The 16,354-nt window shown below is 63.2% G+C and carries 17 protein-coding genes and 1 tRNA gene; 7 read left to right on the top strand and 11 right to left on the bottom strand.

Features of this window, described 5'->3' with window-relative positions; translation table 11 throughout:
• Positions 1 to 3 precede the first annotated feature (3 nt).
• Positions 4 to 129 carry a hypothetical protein gene (locus FJW08_RS33225; RefSeq protein WP_263489155.1) on the top strand — a complete coding sequence of 42 codons (126 nt, stop codon included), beginning with the start codon at positions 4 to 6 and terminating at the stop codon, positions 127 to 129.
• 60 nt (positions 130 to 189) lie between these two features.
• On the opposite strand, the gene copD is transcribed toward FJW08_RS33225, so the two are convergent.
• The 4 genes from copD to FJW08_RS05710 form a co-directional block, all read right to left on the bottom strand.
• Complete coding sequence (copD, locus tag FJW08_RS05725; RefSeq protein ID WP_140809530.1) at positions 190 to 1,083, bottom strand: copper homeostasis membrane protein CopD; 894 nt, start codon at positions 1,081 to 1,083, stop codon at positions 190 to 192.
• Positions 1,084 to 1,168: 85 nt separating this feature from the next.
• On the bottom strand, positions 1,169 to 1,537 hold the full coding sequence (copC, locus tag FJW08_RS05720) for a copper homeostasis periplasmic binding protein CopC (protein WP_210241176.1): 369 nt from the start codon (positions 1,535 to 1,537) through the stop codon (positions 1,169 to 1,171).
• A 294-nt stretch (positions 1,538 to 1,831) separates the two neighbouring features.
• Positions 1,832 to 1,908, bottom strand: a tRNA-Arg gene (locus FJW08_RS05715).
• Positions 1,909 to 1,993: 85 nt separating this feature from the next.
• Entirely contained in the window at positions 1,994 to 3,157 is a 1,164-nt protein-coding gene (locus FJW08_RS05710; protein WP_140809526.1) for a M20 aminoacylase family protein, read from the bottom strand.
• Positions 3,158 to 3,411: 254 nt separating this feature from the next.
• On the opposite strand from FJW08_RS05710, the gene FJW08_RS05705 reads away from it, so the two are divergent.
• Both FJW08_RS05705 and FJW08_RS05700 read left to right on the top strand, forming a co-directional pair.
• The gene (locus FJW08_RS05705) at positions 3,412 to 4,575 is read left to right on the top strand and encodes a D-alanyl-D-alanine carboxypeptidase family protein (protein WP_140809524.1); all 1,164 of its coding nucleotides are present in this window, start codon (positions 3,412 to 3,414) and stop codon (positions 4,573 to 4,575) included.
• A 4-nt stretch (positions 4,576 to 4,579) separates the two neighbouring features.
• Complete coding sequence (locus tag FJW08_RS05700) at positions 4,580 to 5,701, top strand: GTP-binding protein (RefSeq protein WP_140809522.1); 1,122 nt, start codon at positions 4,580 to 4,582, stop codon at positions 5,699 to 5,701.
• 3 nt (positions 5,702 to 5,704) lie between these two features.
• On the opposite strand, the gene FJW08_RS05695 is transcribed toward FJW08_RS05700, so the two are convergent.
• The 5 genes from FJW08_RS05695 to FJW08_RS05675 all read right to left on the bottom strand — a co-directional run bounded on the left by FJW08_RS05695 (position 5,705) and on the right by FJW08_RS05675 (position 9,674).
• Positions 5,705 to 5,938 (bottom strand): sulfurtransferase TusA family protein, encoded by a 234-nt coding sequence (locus FJW08_RS05695; RefSeq protein ID WP_140754393.1) that lies wholly within the window; start codon positions 5,936 to 5,938, stop codon positions 5,705 to 5,707.
• A 1-nt stretch (position 5,939) separates the two neighbouring features.
• Positions 5,940 to 7,280: a murein L,D-transpeptidase family protein gene (locus tag FJW08_RS05690; RefSeq protein WP_140754391.1), complete on the bottom strand. Its 1,341-nt coding sequence runs from the start codon at positions 7,278 to 7,280 to the stop codon at positions 5,940 to 5,942.
• A 240-nt stretch (positions 7,281 to 7,520) separates the two neighbouring features.
• Positions 7,521 to 8,471, bottom strand: a complete 951-nt coding sequence (locus tag FJW08_RS05685; RefSeq protein WP_140809519.1) for an acetyl-CoA carboxylase carboxyltransferase subunit alpha — start codon at positions 8,469 to 8,471, stop codon at positions 7,521 to 7,523.
• Positions 8,472 to 8,569: 98 nt separating this feature from the next.
• On the bottom strand, positions 8,570 to 9,487 hold the full coding sequence (locus FJW08_RS05680; protein WP_140754387.1) for a site-specific tyrosine recombinase XerD: 918 nt from the start codon (positions 9,485 to 9,487) through the stop codon (positions 8,570 to 8,572).
• A 34-nt stretch (positions 9,488 to 9,521) separates the two neighbouring features.
• Positions 9,522 to 9,674, bottom strand: a complete 153-nt coding sequence (locus FJW08_RS05675; RefSeq protein ID WP_140754385.1) for a histidine kinase — start codon at positions 9,672 to 9,674, stop codon at positions 9,522 to 9,524.
• 210 nt (positions 9,675 to 9,884) lie between these two features.
• Here FJW08_RS05675 and FJW08_RS05670 point away from each other — a divergent pair, with 210 nt between their 5' ends.
• From FJW08_RS05670 to FJW08_RS05655, 4 genes are all read left to right on the top strand, one after another.
• Positions 9,885 to 10,496, top strand: a complete 612-nt coding sequence (locus FJW08_RS05670; RefSeq protein WP_140754383.1) for a shikimate kinase — start codon at positions 9,885 to 9,887, stop codon at positions 10,494 to 10,496.
• A complete protein-coding gene (gene aroB / locus FJW08_RS05665) occupies positions 10,493 to 11,629 on the top strand; it encodes a 3-dehydroquinate synthase (RefSeq protein WP_140809517.1) in 1,137 nt (378 codons plus the stop codon). Before FJW08_RS05670 ends, aroB begins: the two co-directional genes overlap by 4 nt.
• Position 11,630: 1 nt before the next feature.
• Positions 11,631 to 12,521 (top strand): HlyC/CorC family transporter, encoded by an 891-nt coding sequence (locus FJW08_RS05660; RefSeq protein ID WP_140754379.1) that lies wholly within the window; start codon positions 11,631 to 11,633, stop codon positions 12,519 to 12,521.
• A gap of 71 nt (positions 12,522 to 12,592) precedes the next feature.
• Positions 12,593 to 13,393 (top strand): alpha/beta hydrolase, encoded by an 801-nt coding sequence (locus FJW08_RS05655; RefSeq protein ID WP_140809743.1) that lies wholly within the window; start codon positions 12,593 to 12,595, stop codon positions 13,391 to 13,393.
• Between the two features lie 77 nt (positions 13,394 to 13,470).
• Here the strand turns inward: FJW08_RS05655 and FJW08_RS05650 are convergent, their stop codons facing one another.
• Both FJW08_RS05650 and FJW08_RS05645 read right to left on the bottom strand, forming a co-directional pair.
• Entirely contained in the window at positions 13,471 to 15,012 is a 1,542-nt protein-coding gene (locus tag FJW08_RS05650; protein ID WP_140809515.1) for a SpoVR family protein, read from the bottom strand.
• Positions 15,013 to 15,021: 9 nt separating this feature from the next.
• Complete coding sequence (locus FJW08_RS05645) at positions 15,022 to 16,335, bottom strand: YeaH/YhbH family protein (RefSeq protein ID WP_140809513.1); 1,314 nt, start codon at positions 16,333 to 16,335, stop codon at positions 15,022 to 15,024.
• Positions 16,336 to 16,354 lie beyond the last annotated feature (19 nt).

Genomic DNA, 16,354 nt, shown 5'->3' with positions numbered 1-16,354 from the left:
ACCGTGATCGCGCTTGCAGTCTCGATCATCTTCCCGCTGACGGGGCTGGCAATCGTGGCCTTCGCCGTCATCAACTTCTTGGTGCCCAAGCGGTTCAAGGAGGCAGGCCTACAGCCGGCGGGTGCCTGACCCTTAGCAATAAAAGGCGGCTGGCGCGACGCGGGCCAGCCGCCTTCGTTCCCGGGCAGATCAGTCCGAACCGCTCGGATCGAGCATGCCAAAGATCGAGACCAGGAGGATGGCGGTGAGCCCGAGGCCGATTTCGATCAGCGTGCCTGTCCGGATTGCAGCGATGGCGGATGTACGGTTGCGGCCGATGCGCGGCACGAACCAGTAGCGGTTGAGGATCGCCAACGCCGTCATGACGAACACAACAGCGATCTTTGCGGTCAACAGTGTCTGATAGGTCGAAGTCCAGCCGAGCGGCTGCCAGCCGAGGATGAAGAGCCTGTTGCCCATGCCGGAGAGGATCGCCAGCGCGACGGCCCAGTGGCCGGCCGTCGAAAAACGGCGAAGTGCCGCAGTCGCATCCCTCTGAAACGGTGCCTGGCCGAATCTGGCAAGCACGAGAAGCAGCGGCAGGAGCGCTCCAAACCACGCCCCTGCGGAGAGGACGTGCAGCACATCGTTAAGTGGGTGCAGGATGCCTTGCCAGCCATCCTGCATAACGGCATGGCCACCGAGCGCCAGCGTGGCCAATGCCAGGCCTGACGTCGCGGCCGTCACCTTCGGTGCGAGGCCAGGGGAAGCGCATTGCGCGATCGCCAGCACGCTGGCGCCGAACAACTGCCCCAGCCATGCTTTGCCGACAGTAGTCGAAGCAAGGATATCGCTCAGCACCGTGGTGTTGATGGCGTCCGGCCAGCCGTCGCCGATCATCGCGGCTTGCAACGGCAGGGCGAGGCATGTTGTGACCAGGGTTAGGCTGGCCGCGGCAAGGCGAAAGATCATCAACCTGCCCGCGACCGGCTCCGCCACGGATTGCGGCACGAGTACCGCAAGATAGGCGAAGGCGCCCCACAGTGCCATCAGCGAGCTGTCGTGCACGAAGCGGCATGCCGCAAGCAGCACTTCCGGGCTCATGGGTCAGGCCAGCGGCACAGGGATGGAACGTAGATCATGGGAAAAAGCGCAGGCGGAGATGCCGAAGCACCTCCGCCATTCGCGCTCAAGGCTTCACGGTGAACTTGTAGTCGCCGTGGGTCTTATGGCCATCTTGCGAGAGCGCGTGCCATTCGACCTTGTAGGCGCCCGCACCGAGTCCGGCGGGGAGATTGACCATGAACGTCTTTTCGCCGTCCATAAGCATGTCGCCGTCGGTCTTGATCTCCTTCTTGTCCGGCCCAGTGACCTTCACGCCGGTAAACTTCAGATTGAGCTCCTCACTGAACTTGAGGTCGAGTTCGGTGGGGGCCTCTTTGACCGTGCCGTTGACCGGGGGTTGCGCAGCTTCGAGATGGGCGTGCGCATAAGCGACAGCTGAGAGCGTGACAGAGGAGAGAGCCGCAAAGGCGGCGGAGAGAATGATCTTGCGCATGATTTTTATTCCTTGTGTTCAGGTGGCCGTGGCTCAGCCCAATGAAATCGTGAATTGAATCTTGTGATTTGCCCCGCCGTCAAGCCCGGACAGGCTTTCAGCAAAAGCAGACAAAGGTGATTAGGAACACCGTAGCCTGCCTCATCTACGGCATCGTAGCGCCTCTGTCTCGCGGGGATTTGGGTCTTTTCGTCTTGCGGCAGGCCTGCCCGAAAGTCTGTAGGTCTGCGAAATTTGCCGTACTAATCTTCAGAAAATAGTACGACGGCAAAATCACTAACTCATTGAAAGAATTGGTGATCCCGACAGGAATCGAACCTGTGACCTACAGATTAGGAATCTGCCGCTCTATCCTACTGAGCTACGGGACCACGCGGCCCGACACATAGCCGCTTCGGACCGTTTCGCCAAGAGGCCGGCCGAACGCAATTCGTCCCGGCCTTTACATGACCGGCATCAGGCGGCCAGCGCCATCTCCGCCAGTTTCACCCAATAGCTCATGCCATGCGGGATGGCTTCGTCGTTGAAGTCATAGGCCGGGTTGTGGAGACCGGCGGTCTCGCCATTGCCGATGAAGATGAAGGCGCCGGGCCGGGCTTCCAGCATGTAGGAGAAATCCTCGCCGCCCATCACCGGCTGGATCGCGCGGTGCACCTGGGCATCGCCCGCCACGTCGGCGGCCACATCGCTGGCGAACACCGTTTCATCCGCATGGTTGAACGTCACCGGGTAGTTCGCGTCGTAATCGACTTCGATCGTCGCGCCATAGGCGGTGGCCAGCCCCGCGCAGATCGCGCGGATCCGCTCTTCCGATTTCCTGGCCACTTCCTTCTTCAGCGTGCGCACGGTGCCGGCGATCTCGGCCGATTCAGGGATGATGTTGTAGGCGTCGCCCGCGTGGAACTTGGTCACCGACACCACCACGGCCTCGACCGGGTCGGTGCTGCGCGAGGCGATCGTCTGCAAGGCGCCGACCAACTGGCTGGCGATGACGATCGGGTCGATCGTGCCGTGCGGCATCGCCGCATGGCCGCCCTTGCCTTTCACGGTGATGGTGAATTCGGCCGTCGCCGCCATGATCGGGCCCGGACGGATGGCGAACTGGCCGACCGGCAGGCCCGGCATGTTGTGCATGCCGAACACTTTCGCGATATCGAAGCGCTCCATCATGCCGTCCTTGACCATCTCGTTGCCGCCGCCGCCACCTTCTTCCGCCGGCTGGAAGATCACCGCCACGGAGCCGGCGAAATTGCGCGTCTCGGCGAGATATTTCGCCGCACCGAGCAGCATCGCGGTGTGGCCATCATGGCCGCAGGCATGCATCTTGCCCGGAACGGTCGACGCGTAGGGCTTGCCCGTGATCTCCTTGAGCGGCAGTGCATCCATGTCGGCGCGCAACCCGATCGTGGGGCCTTCTCCCTGACGGCCGCGGATGATGCCGACGACGCCCGTCTTGCCGAGGCCAGTCACCACGTCGTCGCAGCCAAACTCCTTCAGCTTTTCGGTGACGAAGGCCGCCGTCTTGAAGACATCGAAGTTCAGTTCTGGCGTCTGGTGCAGATGCTGTCGCCAGCCGGCGACTTCGTCCTGCATTTCGGCGGCGCGGTTCAGGATTGGCATGATGTTTCCATTTCGTTGTTGGTGCAGCCGGCTTCAGCCCGGTGTTTTGCAATTATGCCCGGTGCTTTGCAATTGTGCCCAGTGCTTGCAAATGTGATTGTCAGGCGCTTTGCCATGTTGGCGTCACATAGGGTAAATAGCACCGCAACAATGCGGTCCGGTTTTTGAGGGTCGGATCCTTATGCTGGCGGTCACGTAACGAAATCTTACGGAGCCAGGGGCAATCAGGGCAAGGGGCGATTTCGGATTCGATCATGCGGCACAGGCATTTCCTCAAACTATTCCCGGCTGGCGCAATCATGCTGTCGGCCCTGGCTGGGCCGGCGCTGGCGAATCCGGTGGTGGTCTTCGACCTCAAGAGCGGCCAGATCCTGCAGCATCAGGATGCGTTCAAGCGCTGGTACCCGGCCTCGCTCAGCAAGCTGATGACCGCCTATGTGACCTTCCGCGCGATCGCGGCCGGGGAAGTCCAGCTCGATTCGCCGATCAAGGTGACCAAACACTCCGCCGGCGAACCGCCGAGCAAGATGGGCTTCAAGCCGGGCTCGGTGATGCGGCTCGACAATGCGCTGAAGATGATGCTGGTCAAATCGGCCAACGACATCGCCATGGCGGTCGGCGAGAATGTCGGCGGTTCGCAGGCAGCCTTCGCCGAAAGGATGAATGCCGAGGCGGCCCGGCTCGGCATGAACGGCACCCATTTCGTCAACCCGAACGGCCTTTACTCGCCCGACCAGTACACGACGGCGCGCGACCTCTCGATCCTGGTGATGGCGATCCGTCGCGAATTCCCGCAATATGCGCCGTGGTTCTCGATCGAGGGGCTTGCGGTCGGCAAGAAGGCCATTCCGAACTACAATCTCTTGATTGGCCGCTATCCCGGCGCCGACGGCATGAAGACCGGCTTTGTCTGCCCGTCCGGCTTCAACATGATCGGTTCGGCGACACGCAACGGGCGCACGCTGGTGGCGGTCGTGCTCGGCGAGAAGTCGGCGGTCAGCCGTGCCGAAGCCGCGGCGAAACTGCTCGATGAGGGCTTTGGCGCGCCTGCCTCCGGGTCGGCCACCGTCACCACGCTCGCCCCCTACGGCGATCTTGTCTCGCCCAACGACATGCATGACGAGGTTTGCAAGAAGAAGACGAAGGCGGAGCAGTCCGAGGCGCCGGCCGCCGCCGCCAAGGACGCGCCGAAATCCCCTTATCGGGAGAAGCTTGACCATGTGCCGACGCTGGTTGCCGTCGGCCTCGGCGGGGCCACCGGTCCGGCGCCGAAAGCGATCCTCGAGGAGGGCGCGCAGGAATACGCCGACGTGCCGATCCCGACCTGGCGGCCCGACAAGCCTGTACCGGCCGGCACCGGCCCGAAAGTCGCGGGTGCCGCCGCGCAAGGCGACCAGCCGGCCAAGGTTGCGAATTAACCCGATGGGTGGTTTCCCGATTCCCGTCTCGGTGCTGACCGGCTTCCTCGGGGCCGGCAAGACGACATTGCTCAACCGGCTCCTGAAGGATCCGGCGCTGGCCGACACTGCGGTCATCATCAACGAGTATGGCGAGGTGGCGATCGACCATCTGTTGGTCGAGCAGGCTTCCGACGGCATCATCCAGCTTTCCGACGGCTGCCTGTGTTGCACGGTGCGCGGCGAACTGGTCGACACGCTGGCCGGCCTTGTCGACCGGCTGCAGACCGGCCGCATCGCCCGGCTTGCCCGCGTCATCGTCGAGACCACGGGACTGGCCGACCCGGCGCCGGTGCTGCAGTCGATCATGGCCCATCCGGCGCTGGTCCAGGCATTTCGGCTCGACGGCGTCATCACCCTGGTCGATGCTGTCAACGGTGGTGCGACGCTCGATGCGCATGTCGAGGCGGTCAAGCAGGTCGCGGTGGCCGACCGCATCGTGCTCTCCAAGGCCGACCTGGTCACCGATCGCGGCAACCTCGAAACGCTGCGGGCGCGCTTGCGGCAGATCAATCCCGGGGCTCAGCTGCTCGATGTCGTGGAGACGAAAACCGGGGTGGCGGCACTGTTCGACTGCGGCCTCTACAATCCGGCGACCAAGTCCGCCGACGTGCGGCGTTGGCTCGGCGAAGAGGCGGCGAATGACCACGACCATCATGACCATGAGGGGCACGGGCATGACCACGGGGGGCACGAGCATGGCCATGTCCATCGCCACGATCAGCGCGTAAAAACCCATTCGTTGGTGCATGACGGGCCGGTGCCGTTTTCAGCCATCGAGATGTTCCTCGATCTCCTGCGCTCGACCCATGGCGAGCACCTGCTGCGGATGAAGGGCGTCATCGAACTACAGGAGGACCCGTCGCGGCCGCTGGTCGTGCATGGCGTGCAGAAGATCCTGCATCCGCCGGCGCGATTGCCATCCTGGCCGGACAGCCAGCGCGGCACGCGTCTGGTACTGATTACGCTCGACATGCCGGAAGACTATGTACGCCGGCTGTTCGCCGCCTTCACCAACCGGCCGTCGGTCGACACGCCTGACCGCGCGGCGCTGGAAAACAATCCGCTGGCGATCGCTGGGCGTTAAATTCTACGACTGCTGTTCGCCGCGTTCGACCAGAAAGCGATGGCCACCGGACATCGCCGCCGTCTCGATCAATTGGTGACCGCTGTCGGCGCAGAACGCCGGAATGTCGATGACGGCCAGCGGATCGGTCGTCTCCAGCCAGAGCCTGCTGCCGGGCTGCATCCCGGCTAGGCGCTTTTTCGCCTTCAGCACGGGCAAGGGGCAGTTCAGCCCTTTCAGGTCATAGACGGCGGCCAACTCAGCCGCCGAACATGCCGAGCAGCTTGTTCTTCAGCTTCGTCACCCGGCTCTCGTCGGCACTCGCGGCCTGTGTCTCGGCCACGGGTGCCGCCTCGGCGGGGGCGGCGATGGTCGCGGTGGCGACAGGAGCTTCCTTGGCGGCCTTGGCCGCAATCTTGGCGGTCTTGGCCGCTTCCTTTTCGGCCAGCGCTTGGGCCTTGGCGGCTTGCTTTTCTGCCAGTGCCTGTGCCTTGGCCTGCTTGGCGGCCTCGATCGCCGCCAGCCTCTGCTCCTCGGCCTTCTGCTTGGCGGCCTTTTCGGCGTCGAGCGCGGCCATCTTGCGGCCGGCTGGCGAATCGATGCGGCCCATGCGCGCCGTCTCGGTCACCGAACCGTCGGTGTTGAGCGACGGCGGATCGATCGGCACGCGCTCGCCACGAGCCCGGCGCTTGGACCAGTCGGAGACGATGCTGGCTTCCTTGATGCCGGCAATCGTCGGCTTGGGTGGCGGCACGCTGGCCTTGAGCGCACTGTTGAAGGCCGCGTCATAGGTGCTTTGATAGGCGTTGTAGGCGCTCTTCAGCGAATCCGGCTGGGTGGTCGCCGGGCAGGGGCCGGTCGGATTGAAGGTCTGCCCATCGGCGGCCACCTGATTGAAGACGTAGCGCTTCTCGCAGACATCGACCTTCGGCGGCACCTTGGTGACCTCGAAATTGTCGTAGCCGACCTTGAGCATCTTCCAGAATTCGTAATTCGGGTCGTTGCGGTAGCGCGCCATATTGGCGGCGGTCATGCGGAACGGAAAAGCCTGGATCTGGAACTCGGTCTGGCCGCCCTGGAAGGCGTCACGGCCGAAGGCGTAGATCTGCTCGATCTGTGCGTCGGTCATCGAATAGCAGCCCGATGACGAGCAGGCGCCATGGACCATCAGATTCTGGCCGGTGCGGCCGTTGGCACGATCATAGGCGTTGGGAAAGCCGATGTTGAACGACAAATGGTAGTTCGAGCGCGGATTCATCTGCGACGGGCGCACCGTGTAAAAACCTTCCGGCGCCTGGCGGTCGCCCTCGGTGTATTTCGGCCCGAGCTTGCCCGACCATTTGCAGATGTCATAGCTCGCCACCATGTCGTAGCGGCCGTTGGTCTTGGCCTTCCAGATCTCGAGCTTGCCTTCTTCCTTGAAGATGCGCGCCATCACCGAGGAGGTGCGGACCATGCCCTTGGCCCTCATGTCGGCGAGGATCTTGTCCGGCAGCGGCTTGTTGGCTTCCGGGGCAAAGTCCTTCATCGACGAATCATTGCAGCCCGCGACGGCTATCGAGGCGGCAAGGACTCCAGTACGGGCAAGCTTGGCAAACATGGATAAGTCTATGTCTTTTCCCGGGCCAATGGCTTCGAAACGGCCAAACCCGCATGCTGAACACCGACGGAACGTAGGCCCGTTAACCTTGAAAATTCCTTACCGCAAGGCGCGGCCGATCCATCACGGTGATTTCATTGAACCGAATGGGGCGGCATTTTTGTGGCGAAATTGCTCATCGCCGCCACATTGCTGCGGGCAGAGCGCTCCCGGCAACGTTGTTCCGCCGCCCAAGGGGCGTCAGAGGCTGCGGCCCATCGCCAGATATTTCTCGCGGCGCTGTTCACGGAAATCGGTGTTGGCGCCGGCAAACTCCCTCATCGTCTTGGCGATGAGGTCGCCGGTCGCGGTAATCACCGTTTCGGGCGCGCGCTGGGCACCGCCCATCGGCTCGGGGATGATGGCGTCGATGATCTTCAGTTCCAGCAGATCCTGGGCGGTGATCTTCATGTTGGTCGCGGCGTCCTTGGAGCGCGTCGTGTCGCGCCACAGGATGGAGGCGGCGCCTTCAGGCGAAATCACCGAATAGATAGCGTGTTCGAGCATGTAGACGCGGTTGGCGGTGGCGATCGCGATGGCGCCGCCCGAACCGCCTTCGCCGATGACCACCGAGATCGACGGCACTTTCAGCCCAAGGCAGGCCGAGGTCGAGCGGGCGATGGCTTCGGCTTGGCCGCGCTCCTCGGCGCCGACGCCGGGATAGGCGCCGGCCGTGTCGACCAGCGTCAGCAGCGGGATCTTGAAACGATCGGCAAGCTCCATCAGCCGCACCGCCTTGCGATAGCCTTCGGGGCGCACGGAGCCGAAATTGTGCTTGAGGCGGCTCGCCGTGTCAGAGCCCTTTTCCTGGCCGAGGATCGCGATGGGTTCGCCGCGGAAACGGGCAAAACCGCCGACGATCGCCTGGTCCTCGCCGAAGTTGCGGTCGCCGGCGAGCGGCGTGAAGTCGCTGAACAGGCCTTTGATGTAGTCGACGCAGTGCGGCCGGTCGGAGTGGCGTGCCACCTGCACCTTCTGCCACGGCGTCAGCGCCTTGTAGAGTTCGCGCAGCGCATCGCGCGAGCGCTTCTCGAGCCTAGTGATCTCATCGGCGACATCGACCGCCTCGCCGTTCTCGGCAAGCTTCTTGAGCTCGAGGATCTTGAGCTCAAGATCCTGCACCGGCTTTTCGAAATCGAGGTAATTGTACATGCTTGGGCGGACCGATGCGTCGGAAGGCAATGACTGCGGAACCGTTGAAACCAAGGCTCCGGGCGGTGAAATGTCGTTCTCACATAGCGATATGAGGCCTAGTCGGCAAGCGGATGATGATCGTTGACCAGCCGCACCAGCCGCTCCTCCAGCACATGGGTGTAAATCTGCGTCGTCGATATGTCGGCATGGCCGAGCAGTTGCTGCACGGCCCTGAGATCGGCGCCGTTCTGCAGGAGATGGCTGGCGAAGGCATGGCGCAGCACGTGCGGCGAGATCTTGGCCGAGGCGATGCCGGCGCGCGCCGCCAGGCCTTTCAGATCGCGAGCAAAGACCTGGCGCGAGAGATAGCCGCTGTCGGATGTCGCCGGGAACAGGAACGGGCTGTCGGCGAAGGCAGGTAGCTTGGCCCGAGCGTCAAGCCAGCTCCGCATCGCCGCGCGCGCCTTGGCCGACAGCGGCACCATGCGTTCCTTGTCGCCCTTGCCGCGCACCATGAAGAAACGGTCGTCGCGTTGCGCCACCGTCACCGGCAGGCCGACCAGTTCGGAAACGCGCAGACCCGTTGCGTAGAGCACTTCGACCAGCGCATGCAGGCGCAACGCCGCCAGCCTGTCGGCGTGGCCGAGCCCGGCATCGCCGGCTTCGTGCGCGGCGCGGTCGATCAGCCGGCCGGTTTCGGCCTCGCTCATCGTCTTGGGCAGAGGGCGGCCCTTTTTCGGGCTGTCTAGCGTGCCGGTGGGGTCGTCGCCGCGCAGGCCTTCGGCATAGAGGAACTTGAAGAATTGGCGGATCGCCGACAGTTTGCGCGCTTGTGACGCCGGCGCGAAGCCGCGCGCGGCGATGTCGTCGAGATAGGCCCTGATATTGGCGGCACCTGCGCGGGCAAGTCCGCCATCGATCCCGTCGGAAGCATCCTCCAGATCGCGGCGATAGGAGGAAAGCGTGTTCTCGGCCGCTCCCCGCTCGGCGCTCATCATTTCCAGGAAGGCCTCGATACGGGCGGCGCTGTTCATGTCCTTGAGGCGGTCCGAGTCAGTTTTTTGGGGTTCAGTTTTTCTTGGGATTGAGCTTTTCCGGCGGAATACGCACGCTCATTTCCGCTCTTTTCGGCTCGACGAACATCACCAGAGCAAACATCGTACCATAGGCAATGCCGGCCAGAATCGCTGCTATCACGACAAAGCGAAACAGTGTCGGCATTAATTCTCGCCCGTCTTTTTGTTCTGCGTTTCCAAACCCTGTGCCCTTATGGGACGCCAATCCTGCCAATTCAAGGAAGAAGCAGGCCCCTGTTAGCAACTTCTTATGCGAGCGTCCCTCTGTCCATATCGGCCCAAGGCACTCGGCACGCTTGACGCAAACCGGCTTTTCATGTCGATACGCCGGCAAAGAGGGCCCAAGAAACAGCTGATGAACGCGCTACAGGCAAATCCTCCAGGCGAGACCCATGCCGCGCTGCTTGGCCGGCTGGGCGGTCGGTCCATTGTCTTTGTCGGGCTGATGGGCGCCGGCAAGACCGCGATCGGCCGCAAGGTGTCGACGATGCTTTCGCTGCCCTTCATCGACAGCGACCAGGAGATCGAGAGCGTGTCGCGGATGACCGTTCCGGAGCTGTTCGAGCGCTATGGCGAGACCGAGTTCCGGGCGCTGGAACAGCGAGTCATCCTGCGCGTGCTTGAAAACGGCCCGCAGGTTCTGTCGACCGGAGGCGGTGCCTTCATGAACGCGCAGACGCGCGAGGCCATCGCCGCGCACGGCGTGTCGGTGTGGCTGAAGGCCGAGCTCGACCTTCTGATGGACCGCGTTTCCAAGAAGCAGAACCGGCCGCTTTTGAAAAGCGCCGATCCCCGCGCGGTACTTGAGCGGCTGATGGGGGAACGCTATCCGGTCTATGCCACCGCTGACATCACCGTGCCGACCCGCGACGATCGCAAGGAGGTCATCGCTGCCGAGGTGGTCGAGGCGCTGTGCCGGCATTTCGGCATCGATGCGATAGCCGCGACCGGCGAGGTCGATTCATGAGCACGGATCAGCCAGTCACCGTCGAAGTCGGTCTCGGCGACAGGGCCTACGACATATTGATCGGCGCCGGCCTGCTGTCGCGCGCCGGCGCCGAGATTTCGCGCCGACTGCCGGGCATACGCGCCGCCGTCGTGACCGACGAGAACGTCGCCGCCGCGCATCTCGATGCGCTGAAGGCCGGGCTTGAGAAGGGTGGCATCCAGCCGGCCGTCATCACGATGCCGCCTGGCGAGAAGACCAAAAGCTTTGCCCATCTGGAGGCGGTGGTCGATGGTGTCCTGGCGGCAAGGCTGGAGCGCGGCGACGTCGTCATCGCGCTTGGCGGTGGCGTCATCGGCGATCTCACCGGCTTTGCCGCCGGCATCGTGCGGCGGGGCATGAATTTCGTGCAGGTTCCGACCTCGCTGCTGGCGCAGGTCGATTCCTCGGTCGGCGGTAAGACCGGCATCAACAGCCCGCGCGGCAAGAACCTCGTCGGCGTCTTCCTCCAGCCCAGGCTGGTGCTGGCCGATACCGAAGTGCTCGACACGCTGCCGATCCGCGAATTCCGCGCCGGCTATGCCGAGCTTGCCAAATACGGGCTGATCGACCGGCCGCAATTCTTCGCCTGGCTGGAAGCGAACTGGGAAAAGGTGTTCGCCGGCGGACCGGAGCGGGTCGAGGCCATTGCCGAGGCCTGCCGCGCCAAGGCCGATGTGGTTGCCCGCGACGAGTTCGAGACCGGTGACCGCGCCTTGCTCAATCTCGGGCACACATTCGGCCATGCGCTGGAAGCCGCCACGCAGTATGACGGCGCTCGCCTCGTCCATGGCGAGGGGGTCGCCATCGGTATGGCGCTGGCGCACCGGTTCTCGTCGCGGCTCAATCTCGCCAGCCCCGACGACGCGGCCCGCGTCGAGGCACATCTGCGTGCCGTCGGCCTGCCGTGGCGGATGGCCGATATCCCGGGTGACTTGCCCGATGCCGAGGCCCTGCTTTCATTCATCACGCAGGACAAGAAGGTGTCGCGCGGCGCGCTGACCTTCATTCTGACACGCGGCATCGGCCAAGCCTTCATCGCCAAGGACGTACCGGCCTCGGAAGTGCTGTCGTTCCTCGGGGAAAACCATCCAGCCAGCCGGAAAGCCGGCTGAGATGGACAATGGCTGGATCGTCGTCGCCGTCCTTGCCATCCTCGTCCTGCTGGTCGTTGCCGTGCGCACACGCCTGCTTGCCATGTTCGGCTATGAGCTGTCGCGCATCGAGCCGCAGCGCTCGAGCCAGGACGAATTGCGCGGCGCGGTCGACGATTTTCGCCGCGACGGACAGGTTGTGCGCGAGGATCGCGACCGTATCGGCGGACTGTTCGACCTCGAAGAGCTCGAAGTGTCCGACGTCATGGTCCACCGCACCAACATGCGCTCGGTCAATGCCGACAATGCGCCCGAGGCGGTGGTGCGCGAGATCCTGCAGAGCCCGCACACCCGCATGCCGCTCTGGAAAGGCTCGCTCGACAATATCGTCGGCGTGCTGCACGCCAAGGATCTGCTGCGTGCACTGAACGAGGTCGGCAACGATTTTTCGCAAATCGACGTGATGAAGATCGCGTCAAAACCCTGGTTCGTGCCCGACACCACGACCTTGCAGGAACAGCTCAACGCGTTCCTGCGCCGCAAGGCTCATTTCGCCGTCGTCGTCGACGAATATGGCGAGGTCGAGGGGCTGGTGACGCTGGAGGACATCATCGAGGAGATCGTCGGCGAGATCGCCGACGAGCATGATGTCGACATCCAGGGCGTCAAGCAGGAGGCGGACGGTTCCGTCGTCGTCGAAGGCACGGTGCCGATCCGCGACCTCAACCGGGCGCTCGACTGGAACCTGCCGGACGAGGAGGCGACCACCATCGCCGGCCTCGTCATCCACGAGGCGCAATCGATCCCCGAGGAGAAGCAGGCCTTTACGTTCCACGGCAAGCGCTTCGTCGTCATGAAACGCGACAAGAACCGGATTGCCAGGGTCAGGATCAGGCCAGCCGGCGACAGTTAGACTAGAGCCGCCGCCTTGCCGATCCTTCACTGGAATTCCCGCCCGCCGGGATGCATTCTTTGCCGATGATGATTATCGATCGGCGAACCTTGCTCCTGGCTTCGATGTCCACCTTGTTGCCTGCTGGGGCATTGGCGGCGCGAGACAAGCCATCGCCCGAAACCTTCGACTATGGACCGGCCAAGCTCGACATCTATGCGCCCGGTGGCGCGAGAAACCTGCCGGTTGTCTTCTTCGTCCATGGCGGCGCGTGGCGGTTCGGCAGACGCAGCCAGGTCAACGCCAAACCGGCCTTCCTGCTTGCCAACGGCTTCTGCTTCGTCTCCATCGACTACCGCATGCTGCCACAGGCTGATGTCGCCACCCAGGCGGGCGATGTCGAGAAGGCCTATGCCTATATCAGGGCCAATATCGCCCAACATGGCGGCGATCCCAGCCGTATCGTCGGCATGGGCCATTCGGCCGGCTGCCACCTGATTGCCCTGACCGGCATGCGCGGCGGACTGCCCGGCGTCGCCGGCCTGCTTCTCGATGATACCCGGGCCTATGATCTCGCCGCACTTTCCAGGAATGGGGGCATGGTTCGGGCCTATGCGCGGGCCTTTTCCGATCCTTCGCAATGGGCGGCACTTTCGCCGGCGAGCTATGTGGACGGCCGCAAGCATCCGCCAACCTTCATTGCCTATTCTCGCGCCGAGGGTCGCGGCGAGCAGTCCACGGCCTTCGCCGAGCTCCTGCGCGCCAGCGGCACTGAGGTGACGCTGTTCGACGGCAGTGCTTATACGCACATGTCGATCAACCGCGATTTCGGTGAGGATGGCGACGCGCTGACCATTGCGGCGCTGGCGTTCCTGAAATCGACGGTCGGCTGAGCGCACCGGCGCGTCCGCGGAGCGTGTTCTACTCGTTCCGCCCGACAGCGTCCGATGAAAGCCAAGGCCGAAACTCATCAGTCACTGCTGGAGCGTTCGTTGAGCGTCGCACCGGTTTCGGCGTCGACCGCGGCCAGGCTGACCTCATAACCCCAGAGGCTTCGGATATGGCGCAGGGTCGCGTCGCGGCTGCCACCGTCGAGCAGTACGCCCTCCTTCACCTTGTGCTGCAGCCGCAAATGCCGGTCACCGAGCAGGTCGACATCCACAACCTGGATATCCGGCCGGCTCGCCCCGACGTCGTAGCTGTGGGCCAGCGCGGCACGTATTTTTTGGTAGCCGCGCTCATTGTGGATCGAGGCGACCTCGTAATGCGCGTCGTCGGCCTGGTCGGCCAGGACAAACATCCGCCACTTCCGTATCAGGGCCGGGCTGAGGTGCTGGCGGACGAAGGATTCGTCGCGGTGATTGGCCCATGCGTCCAGGAGCACGTCGCGCCAGTCACCGCGACCCGCAATGTCGGGAAACCAGTCGCGGTCCTCCGCCGTCGGCTCGGTCGAAATGCGCTGGATGTCCTGCATCATGTCGAGGCCGAGCGCGTACGGATTGATACCGGAGAACCGGGGGTCGTCGAAGGCCGGCTGGAAGATCACATTGGAATGGTTGCGCAGGACCTCGAGCATGGCGCCCTCGCTGATCTGGCCGCGGTCGAACAATGCGTTCATGAGAGTGTAGTGCACGAAGGTGGCGCAGCCTTCATTCATCACCTGCGTTTGCCGCTGCGGATAGAAATACTGTGCAACGACACGCACGATGCGGATGATCTCGCGCTGCCAGGGCTCCAGGACAAGGCTGTTCTTCTCGAGGAAATAGAGCAGGTTTTCCTCGGGCAAGTTGAGCGATTTCTTCCGCTCCGCCAGGCCTTCATCCTTCTTCTCGGTCTTGCTGGTGTCCTGTGAAGGAGGCAGCGTGCGCCACAAGTCGTTGTAGGAGCGCTCTTCATATTCCAGGCGCTCGCGCAACCCTTCACGCTGCCGCTCGGACGACAGCTTTGGCGGCCTGTGATATCGGAACACGCCTTGCTCCATCAGCGCGTGAGCGCTGTCGAGAATGCTTTCAACGGCTGACAATCCGTGCCGCTCCTCGCATCGGGCAATGTAGCCCTTGGCGAACTCCAGGTAGCTTAGAATCCCCCCGGCGTCGGTCCACTGCTGGAAAAGATGATTGTTCTTGAAGAAATGATTGTGTCCGAGCGCTGCATGTGCCGTCACCAGGGCCTGCAAGGCCATGGTGTTTTCCTCCATCAGGTAGACGATGCAGGGATTGGAATTGATGACCAGTTCATAGGCCAACCCCCGTCCGCCCTTGCGGTAGAGAAAGTCCTGATACAGGAAATGCTTGCCGAACGACCAGTGACGATACATCAGCGGCATGCCGACCGATGAGTAAGCGTCGAGCATCTGCTGCGAAGATATGATCTCCATCTGCACCGGATAGGTGTCCAGCTTGAGCTCCTCGACGGCGATTGCCGCGATCGCCTCATAAGCCTGCGACAATTTCTGGAAATCCCAGTCGGATCCGGAAAAGAGCAAACCCGGTTTGCTGGCTGTCCTGGCCATGGTTTCCCCTCAGGCGCTCTTGCGGAGCGCGGGCTGTTTGGCGAAGAGCCGACGAAAGACGGGATAGATATCGGCGGCCGTGGCTATGCGGCTCATCTGGAAGTTCGGCCAGTTCGATTCGATGGCGCTGTAGGCCCGCCAGAGCGATGTCCCGTTTTCGGTCGCGCCGAAGATGTGGCTCTCGCGTTCGTCGATGATCTCGACATAGGCGAAATACTGGCACAGGCGCATGAGCTTGCCGTTCAGCAGGGCGATGCAGCGCTCGGAATCGGTGGCGAAATTGTCGCCGTCCGAAGCCTGCGCGGCGTAGATGTTCCACTCGCTAGCGGGATAACGCTGCTTGATCACGCGATGCATTTCCTCGAGTGCGGTAGAAACGACGGTGCCGCCGCTTTGCGTGCAGTAGAAGAAGGTTTCCTCATCCACCTCCTGCGCTTCGTGCGTATGGCGGATGAAGACGATTTCGGTGCGCTCATAACGTCGCTTCAGGAACAGGTGCAGTAGCACGAAGAAGCGCTTGGCCAGGTCCTTCTCCCGCTCCCCCATCGAGCCCGACACATCCATCAAGCAGAACATGACCGCTTTCGCGTTCGGCACCGGGGTCGGGTCGAAGCGGTTGAACCGGATGTCGACCGGGTCGACGAAGGCAATCCGCCGGCGCCGGCGCTCCAGCCGCTCGATCTCCTCTTTGAGGGCCGCGACGCGCTCGCGCGTCTGAGCATCGGGCCGTGCGGCCTCCAGCGAGGCGAGGTCCTGCATGATCGCGTCGACCGCCGCTTGCTTGGGGCGCCTGAGCGCAATGCGGCGGCCGTGGCTGTTGCGCATCGTGCGGCCGACATTGATGTTGGTCGGCGAACCAGTGGCGGCGAAACCCGCCCGGCGCGGCTTGAAAGCAAGGATCTCCTTGAGATTGAGCTTCACCATGTCGGGCAGTTCGAGATCCTCGAAGAAAAGATCGAGCACCTCCTCGCGCGACAGGACGAAACGAAAGTCGTCCTCGGATGCGGTGTTTCCCGGTGACGAACCGCCCATGCCTCCGCCCTGGCCGGGTTTGGGGATCAGATCACCCTGGGCGAATTGCCGGTTGCCCGGCAGGATGTGCCGGCGCCGGCCGGTGTCCCTCGCGTCGTTGAAAGTCGGCTCGCCGGTGCCTCTCTCGGGCATCGGCACGGCATGCTCCGCGTCCACGTCGGCGATCCGTCCACTGCGGATCTGGTCGCGAATGCTGCGCTTGAGTTCCTCGCGGGCACGCCTGAGGAAGCGCTGGCGGTTGCCAAGGCTTTTGTCCTTCGGATTCAGGCGGCGGTCGATAAAGATCGGCATGCAACCATTCGGGCTGCTC

This window comes from Mesorhizobium sp. B3-2-1, from assembly GCF_006439515.1.
GTDB lineage: Bacteria > Pseudomonadota > Alphaproteobacteria > Rhizobiales > Rhizobiaceae > Mesorhizobium.
This window is presented reverse-complemented; position numbering and strand designations above follow the sequence as displayed.